The sequence below is a fragment of the Streptomyces sp. NPDC005648 genome, from assembly GCF_040605395.1.
Classification (GTDB): domain Bacteria; phylum Actinomycetota; class Actinomycetes; order Streptomycetales; family Streptomycetaceae; genus Streptomyces.
The window spans coordinates 17477-37204 of the sequence record NZ_JBEXCS010000083.1; the positions used below are offsets into that span (position 1 = coordinate 17477).

Here is a 19728-nt window from a genome sequence, read left to right on the forward strand (position 1 = left end):
GCACTCTCCTGAGCCAATTGGGGGATGGTAGAGACAGTCAGGGCAACCTCGAAGAAGAGGCACAACGTCGGTGAGGGATGACGTGAGCGACAACTCTGTAGTAGTGCGGTACGGCGACGGCGAGTACACCTACCCGGTGATCGACAGCACCGTCGGCGACAAGGGCTTCGACATCGGGAAGCTCCGCGCCCAGACCGGGCTGGTGACTCTGGACAGCGGTTACGGCAACACCGCCGCCTATAAATCCGCGATCACCTACCTCGACGGCGAGGGGGGCATTCTCCGGTACCGCGGCTACCCCATCGAGCAGCTGGCGGAGCGCTCCACCTTCCTGGAGGTCGCCTACCTGCTGATCAACGGCGAGCTTCCGACCGTCGACGAGCTCTCGCTGTTCAAGAACGACATCACGCAGCACACCCTGCTGCACGAGGACGTCAAGAACTTCTACAAGGGCTTCCCGCGCGACGCCCACCCGATGGCCATGCTCTCCTCGGTCGTCTCCGCGCTGTCCACGTTCTACCAGGACAGCCACAACCCCTTCGACGAGAAGCAGCGCAACCTCTCGACGATCCGCCTGCTCGCGAAGCTTCCGACGATCGCCGCGTACGCGTACAAGAAGTCGATCGGTCACCCGTTCGTCTACCCGCGCAACGACCTCGGCTACGTCGAGAACTTCCTGCGCATGACGTTCTCGGTCCCCGCGCAGGAGTACGACCTCGACCCGGTCGTGGTCGCCGCCCTGGACAAGCTGCTCATCCTGCACGCCGACCACGAGCAGAACTGTTCGACGTCCACGGTCCGTCTGGTGGGCTCGTCCCAGGCGAACATGTTCGCGTCGATCTCGGCCGGCATCAACGCGCTCTGGGGCCCCCTGCACGGCGGTGCCAACCAGTCGGTGCTGGAGATGCTGGAGGGCATCCAGACCTCCGGCGGTGACGTCGACTCCTTCATCCGCAAGGTGAAGAACAAGGAGGACGGCGTCCGTCTGATGGGCTTCGGCCACCGGGTCTACAAGAACTTCGACCCCCGCGCCAAGATCATCAAGGCCGCCGCGCACGACGTCCTCTCGGCCCTCGGCAAGTCCGACGAGCTGCTGGACATCGCGCTGAAGCTGGAGGAGCACGCGCTCTCCGACGACTACTTCGTCTCGCGCAGCCTCTACCCGAACGTCGACTTCTACACCGGCCTGATCTACCGGGCCATGGGCTTCCCGACCGAGATGTTCACGGTCCTGTTCGCCCTCGGCCGCCTCCCGGGCTGGATCGCCCAGTGGCACGAGATGATCAAGGAGCCGGGCTCCCGCATCGGCCGCCCCCGCCAGATCTACACGGGCGTGGTGGAGCGCGACTTCATCCCGGTCGAACAGCGCTGATGAACGCCGGTGCCGGGGCTGGCTCTGGTCTTTGTTCTTAGCGGCGCGGGGAACTGCGCGACCAGCCCCCACCGGCCGCGAGCCGGGAGACGACAGGAAGCTCCACGAACCCCCCGGCTGAATCCAGCAAAGCGGAAGGCGCCCTGGCGCCGGTCCCCCCACGGGCCGACGTCCAGGGCGCCTTCCCATGTCCCGGTGCGGATTCCCCCCACGGGATCCGGCCGGGCGCTTTGAGAGGACAGCGCCTGAATCGCTGTTCTTTCGGTACTGCTTGGTGTTGCTGGTGATGCTTCTGTGCGGCGATTGAGCAGAACGAGCAAAACTCGCCGTACTACTCGGTGTGCGGTCTGCCGGGACAGCGCACGGTCGGGAGGGCCGCTCAAAGCTTCCCGAAGTACGTGTCCCGGCAACGCATCTCTGAGGAAGTCCCCCAAGACATCCCCAGATGCCAGGTCGCGCCCCCCAAGACGCTTCCTGACATCGCCAACTTAGACCTTCGAACCCCTTCGATGGTTACGTTCACATCACTGTGATCTGCGTCTCTTGCATTTGTCCGTTTGATACGCAAGAGGCCCGATGCGGTGATCGGGACTCAAGCGTAAGGATGATGCGCGAGCCTTGTGAAGAGCTTATGTGAGCCCGGCCCGCCGTTCCAGAGGGGCTCTGGTCACGAGTTTGGAGTAACCGCCAGTAACTTCGGCCGAGTTCACCGGAACGTCCGCAATCTGAGACTGTTGGTCACCACGAACACCGACGAGAACGCCATCGCGGCCCCCGCGATCATCGGGTTCAGCAGTCCCAGGGCGGCCAGCGGCAGCGCGGCCACGTTGTAGCCGAAGGCCCACACGAGGTTGCCCTTGATCGTCGACAGCGTCTTCCGGGACAGCCGGATCGCGTCCGCGGCCACCCGCAGATCCCCGCGCACCAGTGTCAGATCGCCGGCCTCGATCGCCGCGTCCGTCCCGGTGCCCATCGCGAGCCCGAGGTCGGCGGTGGCGAGCGCCGCGGCGTCGTTGACCCCGTCGCCGACCATGGCGACGACCCGCCCCTCGCCCTGCAGCCGCCGTACGGCGTCCACCTTGTCCTCGGGCAGCACCTCGGCGATCACCTGTTCGATCCCGACCTCGCGCGCGACCGCCTCCGCGACCGCCCGGTTGTCCCCGGTCAGCAGCACCGGCGTGAGCCCAAGGGCACGCAGTTCGCGCACGGCCTCCGCGCTGGTCGGCTTCACCGCGTCCGCGACGGCGACGACACCCCGTGCCACCCCGTCCCAGCCGACCACGACGGCCGTACGACCGTCCTTCTCGGCCTCCTCCTTGGCGCGGGCCAGTTCCCGTGGCAGCGAGTCGTACAGCCGCCCCACGGCCACGTCACGGCCCTCCACGCGCCCGCGTACGCCTCGCCCGGGCACGTTCTCGAAGCTCTCGACCCGCGGAAGCCGCCCGGCCCGCTCCTCGGCCCCCGCGGCCACGGCACGGGCGACCGGGTGCTCGGAGGCGTGCTCGACGGCGCCCGCGAGGCGCAGGAGCTCCTTCTCGTCGATGCCGTCGGCGACGTAGACCTCCTGGAGGGTCATCCGGCCGCTGGTGACGGTGCCTGTCTTGTCGAGGACGACGGTGTCGACGCGGCGCGTGGACTCCAGGACCTCCGGGCCCTTGATCAGGATGCCCAGCTGGGCACCGCGCCCGGTGCCCACCAGCAGCGCGGTCGGCGTGGCCAGGCCCAGCGCGCACGGACAGGCGATGATCAGGACCGCCACGGCCGCGGTGAAGGCGGCGGCCGTGTCGCCGGTGACGCCGAGCCACACCCCGAAGGTGCCGAGCGCGAGGAGGATGACGACCGGCACGAAGACCGCCGAGATGCGGTCGGCGAGCCGCTGTACCTCCGCCTTGCCGTTCTGCGCGTCCTCGACCAGCCTCGCCATCCGCGCGAGCTGGGTGTCGGCGCCCACGCGCTTGGCCTCCACGACGATCCGGCCACCGGCGTTGACGGTCGCCCCGGTCACCGCGTCGCCCACGGAGACGTCCACCGGCACCGACTCGCCGGTCAGCATCGACGCGTCCACCGCCGACGCGCCCTCGACGACGGTGCCGTCGGTCGCGACCTTCTCGCCCGGCCGTACGACGAAACGGTCGCCGACGGCGAGCCGGGACACCGGAATCCGCTCCTCGCGCCCGTCCCTGAGGACGCAGACGTCCTTCGCGCCCAGTTCCAGCAGCGCGCGCAGCGCGGCGCCCGCGCGTCGCTTGGAGCGGGCCTCCAGATAGCGGCCCAGCAGGATGAACGCGACCACGCCGGCGGCCACTTCGAGGTAGATCGTCGAGGCGCCGTCCATGCGCGAGACGGTGAGCCGGAACTCGTCGTGCATGCCGGTCATGCCCGCGTCGCCGAAGAACAGGGCCCACAGGGACCAGCCGAACGCGGCCAGCGTGCCCACCGAGACCAGCGTGTCCATGGTCGCGGCGCCGTGCCGGGCGTTGGTCCAGGCGGCCCGGTGGAAGGGCAGCGCTCCCCAGACGACCACGGGCGCGGCGAGGGTGAGCGCCAGCCACTGCCAGTTGTCGAACTGCAGGGCCGGGATCATCGAGAGGAGGACGACCGGGACCGCGAGGAGGGCGGAGACCGTGAAACGCTCGCGGTAGGCGGCGAGTTCGGGGTCCTCCGGCCCTTCCGGCTGTTCCCGGGTGGTCACCTCGGGTCGCGGCGGGGGCGGCTCCTCGGCCGTGTACCCCGTCTTCACCACGGTCGCGATCAGGTCGGCGACCTGGATGCCCGCGGGATAGCTGACCTTGGCCTTCTCCGTCGCGAAGTTCACCGTGGCGGTGACCCCGTCCATCCGGTTGAGCTTCTTCTCGACGCGGGCCGCGCAGGACGCGCAGGTCATCCCGCCGATCTGCAGTTCGACTTCCGTGGCCCCCGAGGACCCGGCTATCGGTGTCTGCGAGGTCGTACTGCTGGTCATGTCCGGACTCCAGACATCGGACCGGACCGTGCGGAGCCAGTATCAGCTGGTCGGCGCGGCCCGGTCGGAGAACAGGAACGGGTCGGTGCTCAGGCCGGGCCGACGAGCTCGAAGCCCGCCTCGTCCACCGCGGCGCGCACCGCGGCCTCGTCGAGGGCGGCCTCGGAGACCACGGTGACCTCGCCGGTGGAGGCGACGGCCTTCACCGAGCTGACGCCGGGGAGCTCGGAGAGCTCGCTCGAGACGGAACCCTCGCAGTGCCCGCAGCTCATCCCGCTCACCTTGTAGACGGCGGTGACGGGGCCCGGGGTGTCGGTCTGCGCGGTCATGTCGTTCTCCTCGTGGAGGCGTGTGGGGCTGACGGGACCCACGGTGGGGTCCGCACCATCGAGACTATACCCCTAGGGGGTATTTCTCCAAGAGGAGTCGCGCCGGGCGAGCGACCGCACAATCCCTCTGCTTGGACGGATTTGTCCGCACCTTAAGGTAGGTGCCCCCGGTGCCGCAGTCCGGGGCGCTCGCGCTGGGCTGGGCGGGGGACGTGCTTCGGCCGTCCGGTGGCGGTGCTCCCGGTGAGGGTGTCGCCGGTCAGGCGGACCGGGTCCCGGAGCGGGGTCCCGTGAGCGTGGCCGGGTGGCCGAGGCGGTCGCCGACGAGCGGGCCGAGATAGCGGATCAGGATGTTCTTCAGCTCCTGGACGTAGGCGTCGCGTTCGGCGCCCTCATGGGCCAGGACCAGCTCCAGCCCGGCCTTGTACACGCCGAGGCAGACCTGGGCGGTGCGGCCGAGGTCGGCCGGGGCCGCGTCCGGAAGGATGCTGCCGAGCAGGTCCCCGATCCGGCCGAGCAGTGTCGCGTGCAGGGCGTCGTGCTCCTCGGTGATCCGGCCCGGCACGTCCGGACCGTGCATCAGCGCGAAGAACACCGGATGGTCGCAGTTGAAGGCGATGAACCGGTCGACGGCCGCCCCGACCGCCTCCTCCAGTGGGGTCGCGGGGTCGACCGGCGCGAGCGCCTCGCCGTACGTCTCCCGCATCTCGTGCATGAGCCGCTCGCCCAGCTCGATCGCGATCGCTTCCTTGTTCGGGAAGAACTGGTAGAGCGTGCCGGGGGAGACGCCGGCCTCGCGGGCGATGGCGTTGGTGCTGGCGGCCGTGTATCCGGTCGTGCAGAAGACGTTCGCGGCCGCTTCGAGCAGCTGTGCGATACGGCGCTCACCACGGGCCTGGCGACGGCGCGGTTGTTCCGCCTGCTCGCCCTGTCGCGGCTGGTCGGCCTGTTCCTTCTGCGGGTTGTCGGGCACGCGTTATCCCCAGCTCTCCGAACGTGATTGACAAACACGAGTGGTCGCTCGCATTCTGGGTCTCAGTGAAATGCGAGCGATCTCTCGTGTTTCCGATTTCATGGTGCCACGATGAAGGGGACATCGCGCGATGACCGAAGTCAACAAGCCGCCGAGGCCCGGAGGCTGGACGCGGTTCGTCACCGCGCGCCCGCGGCTCTCCCTGCTGGCGGCCCTCGTCATCACCGCGCTCGCCGTGCTGGCCGGCAGTGGTGTCGCCGACCGCCTCGGCAGCGGCGGCTGGCAGGACCCGGCCGCGGAGTCGACCTACGCGACCGCGGCCCTGGAGCGCGAGTTCCCGGCCTCCCAGCCCAACCTGCTGCTCCTGGTCGACTCCGGCGGCTCCTCCGTCGACGCCCCGTCGGTCGCCGCCGAGGCGAACCGCCTCACCGCCCGGCTGGCCTCCGAGCGGGGCGTGGAAGGCGTCGGCTCCTACTGGCGGACCAAATCGCCGGCCCTGCGCGCCGAGGACGGCCGCGAGGCGCTGATCGCCGCGCACCTCACGGGCGACGAGAAGGCGCAGAGCGACACCCTGGACCGCATCGCACCCCACTACCGGGGCGCGCACGGCCCGCTCACGGTGAAGGTCGGCGGCATGGTCGCGGTGCGGCACGAGATGCAGACGACCATCAAGGAGGATCTGGCCCGCGCCGAGCTGATCGCCCTCCCGGTGACGCTCGTCCTGCTGGTGATGGTCTTCGGCTCGGCGGTCGCGGCCATGCTCCCGCTGGGCATCGGCATCGTCGCCATCCTGGGCACCAACGCGGTGCTGCGCGGTCTGACGGCCTTCACCGACGTCTCCGTCTTCGCCCTGAACCTCACCACCGCCCTGGGCCTGGGCCTGGCGATCGACTACGCCCTCTTCATCGTCCGCCGCTTCCGGGAAGAACTCTCCACCGGCGCGGACCCCCTTCCGGCGGTCGCCACCACCCTGCGCACAGCGGGCCGCACGGTCCTCTTCTCGGCCCTCACCGTCGCGGTCTCCCTGGCGGCGATGCTGGTCTTCCCGCAGTACTTCCTGCGGTCCTTCGCCTACGCCGGCATCGCGGTGGTCCTCCTGGCCGCGGCGGCCGCCCTGATCCTTCTCCCGGCGGCCCTGGTCCTGCTGGGCCGCCGGGTCGACGCCCTGGACCTCCGCCGGCTGTTCCGCCGCGGACGCGGCCCGTCGAGGACCTCCGGCGAGGAAGGCACCGCCTGGGCCCGTACGGCCGCACTGGTCATGCGCAGGGCCCCCTTCTTCGCCCTCGGGACCACGGTGGTGCTGGTCCTGCTCGGACTCCCGTTCCAGGGGGTGAGGTTCGGCACCGCGGACGACCGCCAGCTCCCGTCCACCGCCGAGTCCCATGTCGTCCAGCAGCACATCAGGGACGGCTTCCCGGGCAACCCGGGCGGCGGCCTGGAGGTCCTGGCCGAAGGAAGGGCGACCCCCGCGCAGTACGCGGCCTACAAGGACGACATGGCGGCCCTCCCCGGCGTCCTCTCCGTCGACGGCCCCCTGGTGAAGGGCGACTCCGCGTACTTCACGGTCCTGCCCCAGGGCGAGGCCGTGGACGGCACGGCCCAGCACCTGGTCCACGAACTGCGTGCCACGAAGGCCCCCTTCGACACCGAGGTGACGGGCACGGCCGCGGTCCTGGTCGACTCCAAGCACGCCATAGCCGAACGCCTCCCGTGGGCGGCGGCCTTCATCGCGGTCGTCACCCTGCTCCTGGTCTTCCTGCTGACCGGCAGCGTCGTGATCCCCCTCCAGGCGGTCGTCCTCAACGCGCTCAGCCTGACGGCGATGTTCGGCGCGGTGGTCTGGGTCTTCCAGGACGGCCACCTCTCCGGTCTGCTCGGCTTCACCAGCCCCGGCTCCATAGAGACGACCCTCCCGGTCCTGATGTTCTGCGTGGCCTTCGGCCTCTCCATGGACTACGGCGTCTTCCTGCTCTCCCGCATCAAGGAGGAGTACGACAGAACAGGCGACCACAACGAGTCGGTCCGCCACGGTCTGCAACGCACGGGCGGCCTGATCACGGCGGCAGCGGTGATCCTGGCGGTGGTCATGGTGGCCATCGGCACCTCCAGGGTGACCAACACCAAGATGCTGGGCCTGGGCATCGCCCTCGCGGTCCTGATGGACGCGATGATCGTCCGAAGCCTGCTGGTGCCGGCTGTGATGAGGCTGACGGGGAGGGCGACGTGGTGGGCGCCGGCCCCGCTGCGGAGGTTCCACGCGCGGTTCGGCCTGGGCGAGGGCGAGAATGAGCGCCCCGGCAGGGGCGCGGGGGCCGGTGCGACCGGCCACGAGGTGCCCGCGGAGAGCGACGGCGAGGGGATGGCAGATGCGAGCGGTGGTCTTCGAACGGTACGGCGAACCCGCTGAGGTGCGGGAGGTCGCCGACCCCGTCCCCGCCGAACACGGCGTGGTCGTCCGTGTGGAAGCCACCGGCCTCTGCCGAAGCGACTGGCACGGCTGGCAGGGTCACGACCCGGACATCACCCTCCCGCACGTACCGGGCCATGAACTCGCGGGCGTCGTCGAGGCGGTCGGCCCCCGGGTGACCGCCTGGCGCCCGGGTGACCGGGTCACCGTCCCCTTCGTCTGCGCCTGCGGCACCTGCGCGGCATGCGCCGCCGGCGACCAGCAGGTCTGCGAACGCCAGACACAGCCCGGCTTCACCCACTGGGGCTCCTTCGCCGAGTACGTGGCGCTGGACCACGCCGACGTGAACCTCGTCGCCGTGCCGCAGGAGCTCTCCTTCGCCACGGCGGCCTCGCTGGGCTGCAGGTTCGCCACGGCGTTCCGGGCGGTGGTGCAGCAGGGCAGGGTCGCGGCCGGGGAGTGGGTCGCGGTGCACGGCTGCGGGGGAGTGGGCCTGTCGGCGGTGATGATCGCGGCGGCGTCCGGGGCGAGGGTGGTGGCCGTCGACGTGTCCCGGCAAGCTCTCGACCTGGCGAGGAAGTTCGGGGCCGCGGAGTGTGTCGACGCCTCCCGCACCCCGGACACGGCCGAGGCGATCCGTGAACTGACGGGCGGCGGGGCGCATCTGTCCCTCGACGCGCTCGGTTCACCGACGACTTGCGCGGCCTCCGTGAACGGTCTGCGCCGCCGGGGCCGCCACATCCAGGTGGGCCTGCTCCCCTCGGCGGACGGCACGACCCCCGTCCCGATGGCCCGGGCAATCGCCCTGGAGCTGGAACTCCTGGGCAGTCACGGCATGGCGGCCCACACCTATCCGCCGATGCTGGAGCTGGTGAGGGCTGCCGTCCTGCGCCCCGACCTCCTCGTCACGTCCACGATCACCCTGGACGCCACCCCGGCGGCACTGGCGGCGATGGGCACAGCACCGGGAGCGGGGGTGACGGTCATCGAGCCGTGGAGCTGAGGGCGACCCGGTGACGGGCCGCCATGGGGGTGACTGTGCCCCACGGGTGGGGTGGGGCACCGGAGGTTTCAGGGGGGAGGGGGTGGATCAGGCGTCCCTGCGGCCCCGGTTGCCGGGGCGGGCCGCCACCCAGGCGCGGACCGTGTCGGCGTACCAGAAGGGCTTGCCGCCCTCGACATGGTCGGGCGGCGGGAGCAGCCCGTGCTTGCGGTAGGACCGCACGGTGTCCGGCTGCACATTGATGTGCGCCGCGATCTCCTTGTAGGACCAGAGCCGTCGGTCGGTCATGAGGTGCACCTCCCTGCGCGCACCGCGGGGGCGGCCGGGGGCGGCCGTCGGGGGAGCCGGGCGCTGCGCTGGCGATCACAAAGCCTGTGCCCCGTGAACGACGGAGAGTGAGGGCAGGTCAGGGCCTGTGCACGGGGCGTGACGCACAACCCGCGTACACGCGACATGTGTGACACGGAGGGGGTGTTTGTGACACGAGTGCTGCAGAGGCGTACGCGGGCTCATGGGCGCGGCGCATTGACATCGGCCGCTTTCCGCACCGCCCCGGGCGAGGTGGGCCGGACCCGCTGCGCCGGGCCCGACCCACCGGCTCCCCCGCCTCCCGGTGGCGCTGCCGCCGAAGAGTTCTCCCCCAGGGGGATCATCCGGCCGGACGCCGATCATCGTGCAGCCGACGCACCCTGCCGGTCTTGGAGAAATCCGCACTCGGGGTGGAAGTGAGCAGAAGGCTCGTGGCCTCGCCGGTCATCCGGTCGGCGGCCGGCACTCCCGGTTGCGAGATCGGCACCGTCCCGCGCGCCCGGGTGAACTCACGGGGCGTGCACCCGGTCATGGCCCTGAACTCACCGCTGAGATGGGCCTGGTCGTAGAACCCGCAGACGGCCGCGGTCTCCGCCTGGCCGCACCCCTCGGCCAACAGCCGCCGTGCCCGCTGCAACCGCAGCACCCGGGCGGCCACCTTCGGCCCCAGCCCGATCTGCTCCCGGAACCGGTTCTCCAACTGCCGTACGCTCCACCCCACTTCATCGGCGAGCGACCGCACCGGCACCGCGCCCCAGGTCCGCACCAGCTCCGACCAGGCCCGTACGACCCGCGCCGAACTGGGCGCCCCCGCCCGCGACCACCGCACCAGCACATCGTCGAGCAGCGCGAACCGCGCCTCCCAGGTGGGCGACGAGGCGAGCGCGGCGGAGAGTTCACCGATGGTCTTCCGTCGCTCACCCATGCCCCGGGTGCCCAGGACATGCGGCAGATCGTCGGGATCGACGGTCCGGTCGACGACCTCATGGAGGGGAGTCCCGAACAGCGTGAACGACGCCCAGGGCGTCATCAGCACCTCGATCCCCGACAGCCGCCCACCGTGCTCCCCGATGGCCGGCGTGGTCGTGGGCCCCGCGAACACGGAGACGAGCGTGGCCGGAGCCCGCCCGGCCCGGGTGACCCGCACCGGCTCCTCGAACCCGAGCAACAGGGTCGCGGCCCCGATGGGCACCTCCAACCGCCGCCGGGGCCGATCCAAGGCCAGCCGGATCCCGCGATAACTGATCACACCAGGCCGCAGCCGAGGATCCGGCAACGCGACCACACTCTCCCGCGCCCCCCAGGGCCCTCGCCCGGCCCGCACACGAACGGCACTATCCATGCCCCCATGCTGCAACCCCCTCAGGGGCGCCGGACAGAGTCAAACTCCCTAAGCCCCACAGGACCGCAGAAACGCCCGGGTCCGCTGGGCGATCGGCAGTGGCTTGTCCGGTTCGCACGGGTACATGTCCTGCTCGACGATCGCGAACAGGTCCACGTCCAGCTTCTGTGCCGCCTCCAGAACGGGTCCGAGGGCCGGCACCCCCGTGGGCGGCTCGCACATCACGCCCTGTGCAACGGCCGGCCCGAACGGCGTCCCCTTCGCCCGCACGTCCGCGAGGATCTCCGGATCCACCTGCTTGAGATGCAGATACCCGATCCGCTCCCCGTAGGTCTCGATCAGCTTGACGCTGTCCCCGCCGCAGTAGGCGTAGTGCCCCGTGTCCAGGCACAGGGACACGGTCGAGGAGTCCGTGCCGTCCAGGAACCGGACGACGTTCTCCTCGCTGTCGATATGCGTGTCCGCATGCGGATGCACGACGATCCGCAGCCCGTACCGCTCCCGCACCTCACGTCCGAGCCGCTCGGTCAGAGAGGTGAGATTGCGCCACTGTTCGGCCGTCAGCGTGTCCGGCTCCAGCACCTCGCCGGTCTTGTCGTCCCGCCAGAAGGACGGAATGACCACCAGGTGGGAGGCGCCCATCGCCTGCGCGAGCACCGCGTTGTCGGCGACATGCGCCCAGGTCTTCTCCCAGACGGCCGCACCGTGGTGCAGCCCGGTGAAGACGGTTCCGGCGGACACCTTCAGGCCCCGCCGGTTCACCTCCTCGGTCAGCACGGCCGGATCGGTCGGCAGGTACCCGTACGGGCCCAGCTCGATCCACTCGTAACCGGAACCGGCCACCTCGTCGAGGAACCGCTGCCAGGGGACCTGCTGGGGGTCGTCGGGGAACCACACACCCCATGAGTCGGGAGCCGACCCGATGCGGATGCGGGACAGTGAGGACTGGGGCGCGGGTGCGTTCATAGCGGCCAGCCTCAGCGGCGGCGGTAAGCGCTGTCAAGCTGTCGTCCGAATGTCTGGACAAAACATTGACAGGGCCGAGCGCACGGGACTAGAAACGCGGGGAGAGCCGTAACGAAGGGAAACCGATGGCGTACGACCTGATCACCATGGGGCGGATCGGGGTGGACCTGTATCCGCTCCAGACCGGTGTCCCGTTGCCGCAGGTGACGAGCTTCGGCAAGTTCCTCGGCGGCTCCGCCACCAACGTCGCCGTCGCCGCGGCCCGGCTGGGACGGCGGACCGCGGTGATCACCCGCACCGGCGACGACCCCTTCGGCACCTACCTCCACGAGGCCCTCCAGGGCTTCGGCGTCGACGACCGCTGGGTCACCCCCGTCCCGGGCCTGCCCACACCGGTCACCTTCTGCGAGGTCTTCCCGCCGGACGACTTCCCGCTGTACTTCTACCGGCGGCCCAAGGCCCCGGACCTGGAGATCGACGCCCACGAGCTGGACCTCGACGCCATCCACGAGGCGAGCATCTTCTGGGTCACCGGCACCGGCCTGAGCGAGGAGCCGAGCCGTACGGCGACCCTCGCGGCCCTCGCCCACCGCGCCAAGGCCGGTACGACGGTCTTCGACCTCGACTGGCGCCCCATGTTCTGGCAGGACGCGGACCTCGACTCCGCCCGCCCCTTCTACAAGGAGGCCCTGCGCCACACCACCGTCGCGGTCGGCAACCTCGACGAGGTGGAGGTGGCGACCGGCGTCCGCGAACCGCGGGCCGCCGCGCAGGCCCTGCTGGACGCGGGTGTCGAACTCGCGGTCGTCAAACAGGGCCCCAAGGGCGTCCTCGCCGTCAACAGCAAGGGCGAGTCCGCCGAGGTGCCCCCGCTCCCGGTGAACGTCCTCAACGGGCTCGGCGCCGGCGACGCCTTCGGCGGCTCGCTCTGCCACGGGCTGCTGGAGGGCCGGGACCTGGAGACGATCATGCGGCACGCCAACGCGGCCGGGGCGATCGTCGCCTCCCGTCTGGAGTGCTCCTCCGCGATGCCGACCGTCGACGAGATCGAGGCGGCGCTCAAGGCCGGGGCGGTGCTGTGAGCACCCGCGGACGCCGCAAGGGCGTGGACGAGACGGGCGACACGGGCTGCCTGGGCATGACGGTGACGCCGACGAGCGAGGCCCTCGCCACGCCGGCCGGGGCGCCATCGAGCCCGCCGCCGAAGGTGGACGTGGCGGAGCTCGTCCGCCTCCGCGCCCACCGGCCCGAGGCGATCGCCGAGGCGGCGGCCCGACGCACCCGGCGTCCGCTGCTGGGCGACTCCGGCCGGCTGATGATCGTCGCCGCCGACCACCCGGCCCGTGGCGCGCTCGGTGTCGGCGACCGCAAGTTCGCCATGGCCAACCGAGCCGATCTGCTCGAACGCCTCTGCCTGGCACTGTCCCGCCCCGGCGTCGACGGCGTCCTCGCCACCGCCGACATCCTCGACGACCTGCTTCTGCTGGGCGCCCTGGACGGCAAGGTCGTCATGGGCTCCATGAACCGCGGCGGTCTCCAGGGCGCCAGCTTCGAACTCGACGACCGCTTCACCGGCCACCGCGCCGAGGACATCGAGCGCCTCGGCTTCGACGCCGGCAAGCTGCTCCTGCGGATCGACTACGACGACCCGGGCTCGCTGACCACCCTCGAGTCGACCGCCCGTGCCATCGACGACATGGCGGCGCGCCGGCTTCCCCTGTTCGTCGAGCCGTTCCTCAGCCGCCGCACGGACGAGGGCAGACTGAGGAACGACCTGTCCGCCGAGGCCGTGACCAAGTCCATCGCCATCGCGAGCGGACTGGGCGGTACCTCCGCCTACACCTGGCTCAAGCTCCCGGTCACCGAGAACCCCGACGACATGGCCGAGGTGATGGAGACGTCCACGCTCCCGGCCGTGCTGCTGGGCGGCGAGGTCGGCGACGATCAGGACGGGGCGTACGAGAAGTGGCGCGGCGCGCTCCAACTCCCCACCGTGCGGGGCCTGGTGGTGGGCCGGTCGCTGCTCTATCCGGCGGACGGCGATGTGGCCGCCGCCGTGGACACCGCCGTAGGACTGTTGTGAGGGCCGTATGAGCAGCACCGAGCTCCATGTCGTCAAGGGCGCCACCGCGGACGCGAACCACGCCCTCGACATCGATCCCAAGCGGGCCGGATGGTCGTTCTGCAGTCTGCGGATCGTCGAGCTGGCGGAGCGCGGTACGCACACCTTCACCACCGGCGACAGTGAGTGGATCGTGCTTCCGCTGGAAGGCGGATGTACGGTGCAAATAGGCATCGAAGGCAGCACAGACGAGTTCCAACTCCTGGGCAGGGAAAGCGTGTTCGCGTCGGCCACCGACTTCGCGTACGCACCCCGAGACGCCCGGGTCCAGATCGCCTCCGGCGCGGGAGGCCGCTTCGCCCTGGCAGGAGCGAAGTGCGAGCGACGACTCCCCGCCCGCTACGGCCCCGCGCCGGAGGTCCCCGTCGAAGAACGCGGCAGTGGCAGGCAGCTGCGCCATGTCCGCAACTTCGCCTCGGCCGACGCCTTCGACTGCGACAAGCTGATCGCCGTGGAGGTCATCACCCCCGGCGGCAACTGGTCGTCGTATCCGCCGCACAAGCACGACGAGCACCGGCCGGGCGTGGAAGCGGAGTTGGAGGAGATCTACTACTTCGAGATCGACGGTCCGAACGGTTTCGGCTATCAGCGCGTATCTCCCTCCCGTGAGGGCGGAACCGACGTCCTCGCCGAGGTCCGCTCCGGCGACGCCGTCCTCGTCCCCGACGGATGGCACGGCCCGTCCGTCGCCCAGCCCGGTCACGACATGTACTACCTGAACGTCATGGCGGGCCCGGGCGAGACCCGGGAGTGGCGGATCTGCTTCCATCCGGATCACACGGAGGGTTACCGATGACGACCTCAACGACGAGGCTCACGGTCGCGCAGGCGCTCGTCCGCTTCCTGTCCGCGCAGTACACGGAGCGGGACGGGGTACGCCGGCGGCTGATCGGCGCCACCTGGGGCATCTTCGGCCACGGCAACGTGGCGGGCATCGGCCAGGCACTCGTGGAGTACGCCGACGAGATGCCGTACCACCAGGGCCGCAACGAACAGGCCATGGTGCACGCGGCGGTCGGCTACGCCCGCCAGTCGAACCGTCTGTCCGCGCACGCCGTCACGACCTCCATCGGCCCGGGCGCCACCAACCTCGTCACCGGTGCGGCGCTCGCCACGATCAACCACCTCCCGGTCCTGCTCCTGCCCGGCGACGTCTTCGCGACCCGCCCCGCCGACCCGGTCCTCCAGCAGCTCGAAGTCCCCTACGCCGGCGATGTGTCCGTCAACGACTGTCTGCGCCCGGTGTCGAAGTACTTCGACCGCGTCACCCGCCCGGAGGCGCTGATCCCCGCCGCGCTGGGCGCCATGCGGGTCCTCGCCGACCCCGTCGAGACCGGAGCGGTGACCCTGGCGCTCCCGCAGGACGTCCAGGCCGAGGCGTACGACTGGCCGGACGAGTTCTTCGCCGAACGCACCTGGGTCGTACGACGTCCGGGTGCCGATCCCACCGAACTCGCCGAAGCCGTCGTCGCGATCAGGAACGCGCGCCGGCCGCTGGTGATCGCGGGCGGCGGTGTCCACCACAGCCGGGCCGAGGGCGCGCTCGCCGAGTTCGCCGAGTCCACCGGCATACCGGTCGCCTCCACCCAGGCCGGCAAGGGCAGTCTGACCTGGGACCACCCGCAGGACGTCGGCGGCGTCGGCCACACCGGCACGGCGACCGCGGACGAACTCGCCCGCACCGCCGACCTGGTGATCGGCGTCGGCACCCGCTACACCGACTTCACCACCGCCTCCGGCACCCTCTTCACCGGCGACGGCGTCCGCTTCCTCAACCTCAACATCGCGCCCTTCGACGGCCACAAGCTGGCCGGCATGCCGCTGATCGCGGACGCCCGCTCGGGCCTGGAGGAGCTGACCGAGGCGCTGGAGCTCCACGACCACCGGGTCACGGACGCGTACGTCGCCGAGTACACCGAGGACAAGGAGCGCTGGGAGCAGCGCGTCGACGCCTGTTACGAAGCCGACGAACCGGACGTACGTCCGACCCAGCCGCAGGTGCTGGGGGTGCTCGATTCCCTGGTGGACGAGTCGGACGTACTCATCAACGCGGCCGGCTCCCTCCCCGGCGACCTGCACAAACTGTGGCGGGCCCGCTCGCGCGACCAGTACCACCTGGAGTACGGCTACTCCTGCATGGGCTATGAGATCCCGGCCGCGATCGGCGTGAAGATGGCGGCCCCGGACCGTCCCGTGTGGGCGCTGGTCGGTGACGGCACCTATCTGATGATGCCGACGGAGATCGTGACGGCCGTACAGGAGGGCATCGCGATCAAGATCCTGCTGATCCAGAACCACGGGTACGCGTCCATCGGCGGTCTGTCCGAGTCGGTCGGCGGCGAGCGGTTCGGCACGGCGTACCGCCATCGTTCGCCTGCCGACGGTTCCTACACGGGCACTCCGCTGCCCGTGGACCTCGCCGCCAACGCGGCCAGCCTGGGTATGCGGGTCCTGCGCGCCAAGACCGTGAGCGACCTCCGGGACGCGCTCGCCGAGGCCCGCGCCGCCGACACACCCACATGTGTCTACGTCGAGACCGAAACCGCAGACACTGTGTCGGGCGCGCCTCCGGCGCAGGCCTGGTGGGATGTTCCTGTGGCCGAGACCGCGACCCGACCGTCGGCGGTCAAGGCACGAGAGCTGTACGAACGGCACGTCTCCACCCGACGCCGCCATCTGTGAAGGAGCAACTGGGCATGACGAAGATCGTCAACCACTGGATCGGCGGCAAGACCGCCGAGGGCACGTCGGGGAACTACGGCCCGGTCACCGACCCGGCGACCGGCGCCGTGACCACGAAGGTCGCGTTCGCGTCGGTCGAGGAGGTGGACGCGGCGGTGGCCGCCGCCAAGGACGCCTTCCTGTCCTGGGGCACCTCCTCGCTGGCCAGGCGGACCACGATCCTGTTCAGGTTCCGCGCGCTCCTGGAGGCGAACCGGGACGCGATCGCCGAGCTGATCACGGCCGAGCACGGCAAGGTGCACTCCGACGCGCTGGGCGAGGTCGCCCGCGGCCTGGAGATCGTCGACCTGGCGTGCGGGATCACCGTGCAGCTCAAGGGCGAACTGTCGACCGAGGTGGCGAGCCGGGTGGACGTCTCGTCCATCCGCCAGCCGCTGGGTGTCGTCGCGGGCATCACCCCGTTCAACTTCCCGGCGATGGTCCCGATGTGGATGTTCCCGATCGCCATCGCGACCGGCAACACCTTCGTCCTCAAGCCGTCCGAGAAGGACCCCTCGGCCTCGATCAAGATCGCCGAACTGCTCGCCGAGGCGGGCCTGCCCGACGGTGTCTTCAACGTCGTCCACGGCGACAAGGTGGCCGTCGACCGCCTCCTGGAGCACCCGGACGTCAAGGCCGTCTCCTTCGTCGGCTCCACCCCCATTGCCCGGTACATCCACACCACCGCCTCCGCCAACCACAAGCGCGTACAGGCCCTGGGCGGTGCCAAGAACCACATGCTGGTCCTCCCGGACGCCGACCTGGACGCGGCGGCCGACGCGGCCGTCTCCGCCGCCTACGGCTCGGCCGGTGAGCGCTGCATGGCCATCTCCGCGGTCGTCGCGGTCGGCTCCATCGGCGACGAACTCGTCGAGAAGATCCGTGAGCGCGCCGAGAAGATCAAGATCGGCCCCGGCAACGACCCGGCCTCCGAGATGGGCCCGCTGATCACCAAGGTCCACCGCGACAAGGTGGCCTCCTACGTCGAGGGCGCCGCCGCCGAGGGTGCCGAGGTCGTCCTGGACGGCACCGGCTACACCGTCGAGGGCTTCGAGGACGGCCACTGGATCGGCATCTCCCTCCTCGACAAGGTCCCCACCACCGCGAAGGCCTACCAGGACGAGATCTTCGGCCCCGTCCTGTCCGTCCTGCGGGTGGAGACGTACGAGGAGGGCGTGGCCCTCATCAACGCCTCGCCGTTCGGCAACGGCACCGCGATCTTCACCCGGGACGGCGGCGCCGCCCGCCGCTTCCAGCTGGAGATCGAGGCCGGCATGGTCGGCGTGAACGTCCCGATCCCGGTCCCGGTCGGCTACCACAGCTTCGGCGGCTGGAAGGACTCCCTCTTCGGGGACCACCACATCTACGGCAACGACGGCACCCACTTCTACACCCGGGGCAAGGTCGTCACGACCCGCTGGCCCGACCCGGCCGACGCCCCCGCCGGCGTCGACCTGGGCTTCCCGCGCAACCACTGAGGTTTTTTTACGGCCGCGCCCTGCGGTTCCCGTAGGGCGCGAAAACCGTGTAGGCCCGGTCGGTATATCGCGAATACGGCAAAGAAATGGCCCTCGATCTACGGATTTCGTAGGTTGAGGGCCATTGACGTGCTGGTTTTCGTCGGGGTTCCATGCAGCGCAGTCCTGCTGTACGACCTGCTGTACGAGTCGATCGGAACCGCCGTATGACCGACACGCTCCGCCCTGTCGAGACCGCTGCCGTCGCGGCGTCCGGCAGCCCCCAGAAGCTCAAGCGCTCCATCGGAGTCGTCGGCGGGACCCTCCTCACGCTCTCGTGCGTGACGCCCGCCTCCACGCTCTTCGTGGTCGTCCCCGATCTGTTCGGCACCCTCGGCACGGCCACCGCCCTGACGATCGCCATCGGCTCCCTCCTCTGTATCGCCGTGGCGTTCTGCTACTCCGAGCTGGGCACCCTCATCCCCAGCGCGGGCGGCGAGTACGCGATGGTGTCGACGCTCGCGGGCCGCCTCGCGGGCTGGCTGGTCTTCGTCCTCTCCCTGCTCGTGGTGATGATCGTCCCGCCGGTGATCGCGATGGGTACGGCGGACTACCTGGCCCCGGTCGTCCATCTGGACCCGGCCCTCACCGGCGCCGGGGTCATGCTCCTGGCCACCCTCGCCGGTCTGCTCGACCTGCGCGCCAACGCCTGGATCACCGGCATCTTCCTTGTTCTGGAGGTCGTCGCGGCGGGCGTGGTCGCGGTCCTGGGCTTCTCGCACAGCGAGCGCGGCCTCGGCAGCCTCACTTCCATGCGGGTGGCGGGCGCCCACGGCCACACGGACACCGTGACGGCCATGCTGGTGGTCTCGGGCCTCGCGATCGCCCTCTTCGTCACCCAGGGCTTCTCGACGGCCGTCTACCTCTCCGAGGAACTGGAGCACCCGCGCCGCAACGTGGCCCGCACGGTCCTGGCCACCCTCGCGATCTCCACCTTCGTCATCCTGATCCCGGTCGCGGCGATCACCATGGGCGCCCCCGACCTCTCCGCCCTCACCGGGGGCGACATCAGCAGCATGGTCACGGCCTGGTCCGACTCGGCGGTCGGCACCTTCGTCAGCCTCTGCGTGGCCCTCGCGATCATCAACGCGGGCATCGTCATGGTCATCCAGAACTCCCGCGTCCTGTTCGCCTCCGCCCGCGACAAGGCCTGGCCCGCCCCGGTCAACCAGGTCTTCTCGAAGCTCGGCCGCTTCGGCTCCCCCTGGGTCGCCACCCTCGCCGTGGGCGTCCCCGGCGCCCTGCTCTGCTTTGTGAACCTCGACACCCTCTACGGTGTGACAGGCGTCTCCGTGACCGGCATGTACCTCCTGGTCGCGGTCGCCGCCCTGCTCTCCCGCCGGGGCCACCACAAGCACACCCCGGCCTGGCGCATGCCCCTGTGGCCCGCGATGCCGGTCCTCCTGATCGCCGTCCTGACCTACATCCTCACCCAGCAGGAGACGAGCTACCTGCTGTGGACGGGAGGCATCACGGCGGCCGCGACCCTGTACTGGGCCCTGTACCTCCGCCCCCGCAGGGAGACCCGGTGGCTCATCTCACTCCCCGAGGACCAGCGTGGTTAGGGGCGCGGGGAACTGCGCGACCAGCCCCCACGCACCCGCAGACGGCGATCCACCGAACGCACCAACCCAGTAGCCGTACTTCACTCGCGGTACAAGCCTGCCAGCCATACGCCCACAGGATGGCCACCCCCTCACCCTCG

General features: G+C 70.4%; 15 protein-coding genes. 9 read left to right on the forward strand and 6 right to left on the reverse strand.

What is annotated here, in order from left to right; all coding sequences use genetic code 11:
• Positions 1–82 precede the first annotated feature (82 nt).
• Entirely contained in the window at positions 83–1372 is a 1290-nt protein-coding gene (locus tag ABZT17_RS34700) for a citrate synthase (protein ID WP_356354955.1), read from the forward strand.
• A 706-nt stretch (positions 1373–2078) separates the two neighbouring features.
• Here ABZT17_RS34700 and ABZT17_RS34705 read toward each other — a convergent pair.
• The 3 genes from ABZT17_RS34705 to ABZT17_RS34715 form a co-directional block, all read right to left on the reverse strand.
• Complete coding sequence (locus ABZT17_RS34705; protein ID WP_356354956.1) at positions 2079–4334, reverse strand: heavy metal translocating P-type ATPase; 2256 nt, start codon at positions 4332–4334, stop codon at positions 2079–2081.
• 89 nt (positions 4335–4423) lie between these two features.
• A complete protein-coding gene (locus ABZT17_RS34710; protein ID WP_356354958.1) occupies positions 4424–4663 on the reverse strand; it encodes a cation transporter in 240 nt (79 codons plus the stop codon).
• A 259-nt stretch (positions 4664–4922) separates the two neighbouring features.
• Positions 4923–5636, reverse strand: a complete 714-nt coding sequence (locus tag ABZT17_RS34715) for a TetR family transcriptional regulator (protein ID WP_356354960.1) — start codon at positions 5634–5636, stop codon at positions 4923–4925.
• A 130-nt stretch (positions 5637–5766) separates the two neighbouring features.
• On the opposite strand from ABZT17_RS34715, the gene ABZT17_RS34720 reads away from it, so the two are divergent.
• Both ABZT17_RS34720 and ABZT17_RS34725 read left to right on the forward strand, forming a co-directional pair.
• Entirely contained in the window at positions 5767–8043 is a 2277-nt protein-coding gene (locus tag ABZT17_RS34720) for an MMPL family transporter (protein WP_356354962.1), read from the forward strand.
• Positions 8003–9046: a zinc-dependent alcohol dehydrogenase family protein gene (locus ABZT17_RS34725; RefSeq protein ID WP_356354964.1), complete on the forward strand. Its 1044-nt coding sequence runs from the start codon at positions 8003–8005 to the stop codon at positions 9044–9046. Before ABZT17_RS34720 ends, ABZT17_RS34725 begins: the two co-directional genes overlap by 41 nt.
• An 87-nt stretch (positions 9047–9133) precedes the next feature.
• Here ABZT17_RS34725 and ABZT17_RS34730 read toward each other — a convergent pair whose 3' ends face one another.
• The 3 genes from ABZT17_RS34730 to ABZT17_RS34740 all read right to left on the reverse strand — a co-directional run bounded on the left by ABZT17_RS34730 (position 9134) and on the right by ABZT17_RS34740 (position 11663).
• Entirely contained in the window at positions 9134–9334 is a 201-nt protein-coding gene (locus tag ABZT17_RS34730) for a MerR family transcriptional regulator (protein ID WP_356354966.1), read from the reverse strand.
• Positions 9335–9695: 361 nt separating this feature from the next.
• Positions 9696–10553, reverse strand: a complete 858-nt coding sequence (locus tag ABZT17_RS34735) for a helix-turn-helix domain-containing protein (protein WP_356354990.1) — start codon at positions 10551–10553, stop codon at positions 9696–9698.
• A 192-nt stretch (positions 10554–10745) separates the two neighbouring features.
• Positions 10746–11663: a sugar phosphate isomerase/epimerase gene (locus ABZT17_RS34740; RefSeq protein WP_356354968.1), complete on the reverse strand. Its 918-nt coding sequence runs from the start codon at positions 11661–11663 to the stop codon at positions 10746–10748.
• A gap of 125 nt (positions 11664–11788) precedes the next feature.
• On the opposite strand from ABZT17_RS34740, the gene iolC reads away from it, so the two are divergent.
• The 6 genes from iolC to ABZT17_RS34770 all read left to right on the forward strand — a co-directional run bounded on the left by iolC (position 11789) and on the right by ABZT17_RS34770 (position 19588).
• Positions 11789–12745: a 5-dehydro-2-deoxygluconokinase gene (iolC, locus tag ABZT17_RS34745; RefSeq protein ID WP_356354970.1), complete on the forward strand. Its 957-nt coding sequence runs from the start codon at positions 11789–11791 to the stop codon at positions 12743–12745.
• On the forward strand, positions 12742–13746 hold the full coding sequence (locus ABZT17_RS34750) for a deoxyribose-phosphate aldolase (protein WP_356354972.1): 1005 nt from the start codon (positions 12742–12744) through the stop codon (positions 13744–13746). The genes iolC and ABZT17_RS34750 overlap by 4 nt, the downstream gene beginning before the upstream one ends.
• Before the next feature lie 7 nt (positions 13747–13753).
• Complete coding sequence (gene iolB, locus ABZT17_RS34755) at positions 13754–14581, forward strand: 5-deoxy-glucuronate isomerase (RefSeq protein ID WP_356354973.1); 828 nt, start codon at positions 13754–13756, stop codon at positions 14579–14581.
• The gene (iolD, locus tag ABZT17_RS34760) at positions 14578–16467 is read left to right on the forward strand and encodes a 3D-(3,5/4)-trihydroxycyclohexane-1,2-dione acylhydrolase (decyclizing) (RefSeq protein WP_356354975.1); all 1890 of its coding nucleotides are present in this window, start codon (positions 14578–14580) and stop codon (positions 16465–16467) included. The genes iolB and iolD overlap by 4 nt, the downstream gene beginning before the upstream one ends.
• 14 nt (positions 16468–16481) lie before the next feature.
• Positions 16482–17984 (forward strand): CoA-acylating methylmalonate-semialdehyde dehydrogenase, encoded by a 1503-nt coding sequence (mmsA, locus tag ABZT17_RS34765; protein WP_356354977.1) that lies wholly within the window; start codon positions 16482–16484, stop codon positions 17982–17984.
• A 206-nt stretch (positions 17985–18190) separates the two neighbouring features.
• Complete coding sequence (locus ABZT17_RS34770; RefSeq protein ID WP_356354979.1) at positions 18191–19588, forward strand: APC family permease; 1398 nt, start codon at positions 18191–18193, stop codon at positions 19586–19588.
• The last annotated feature ends 140 nt before the right edge of the window (positions 19589–19728 follow it).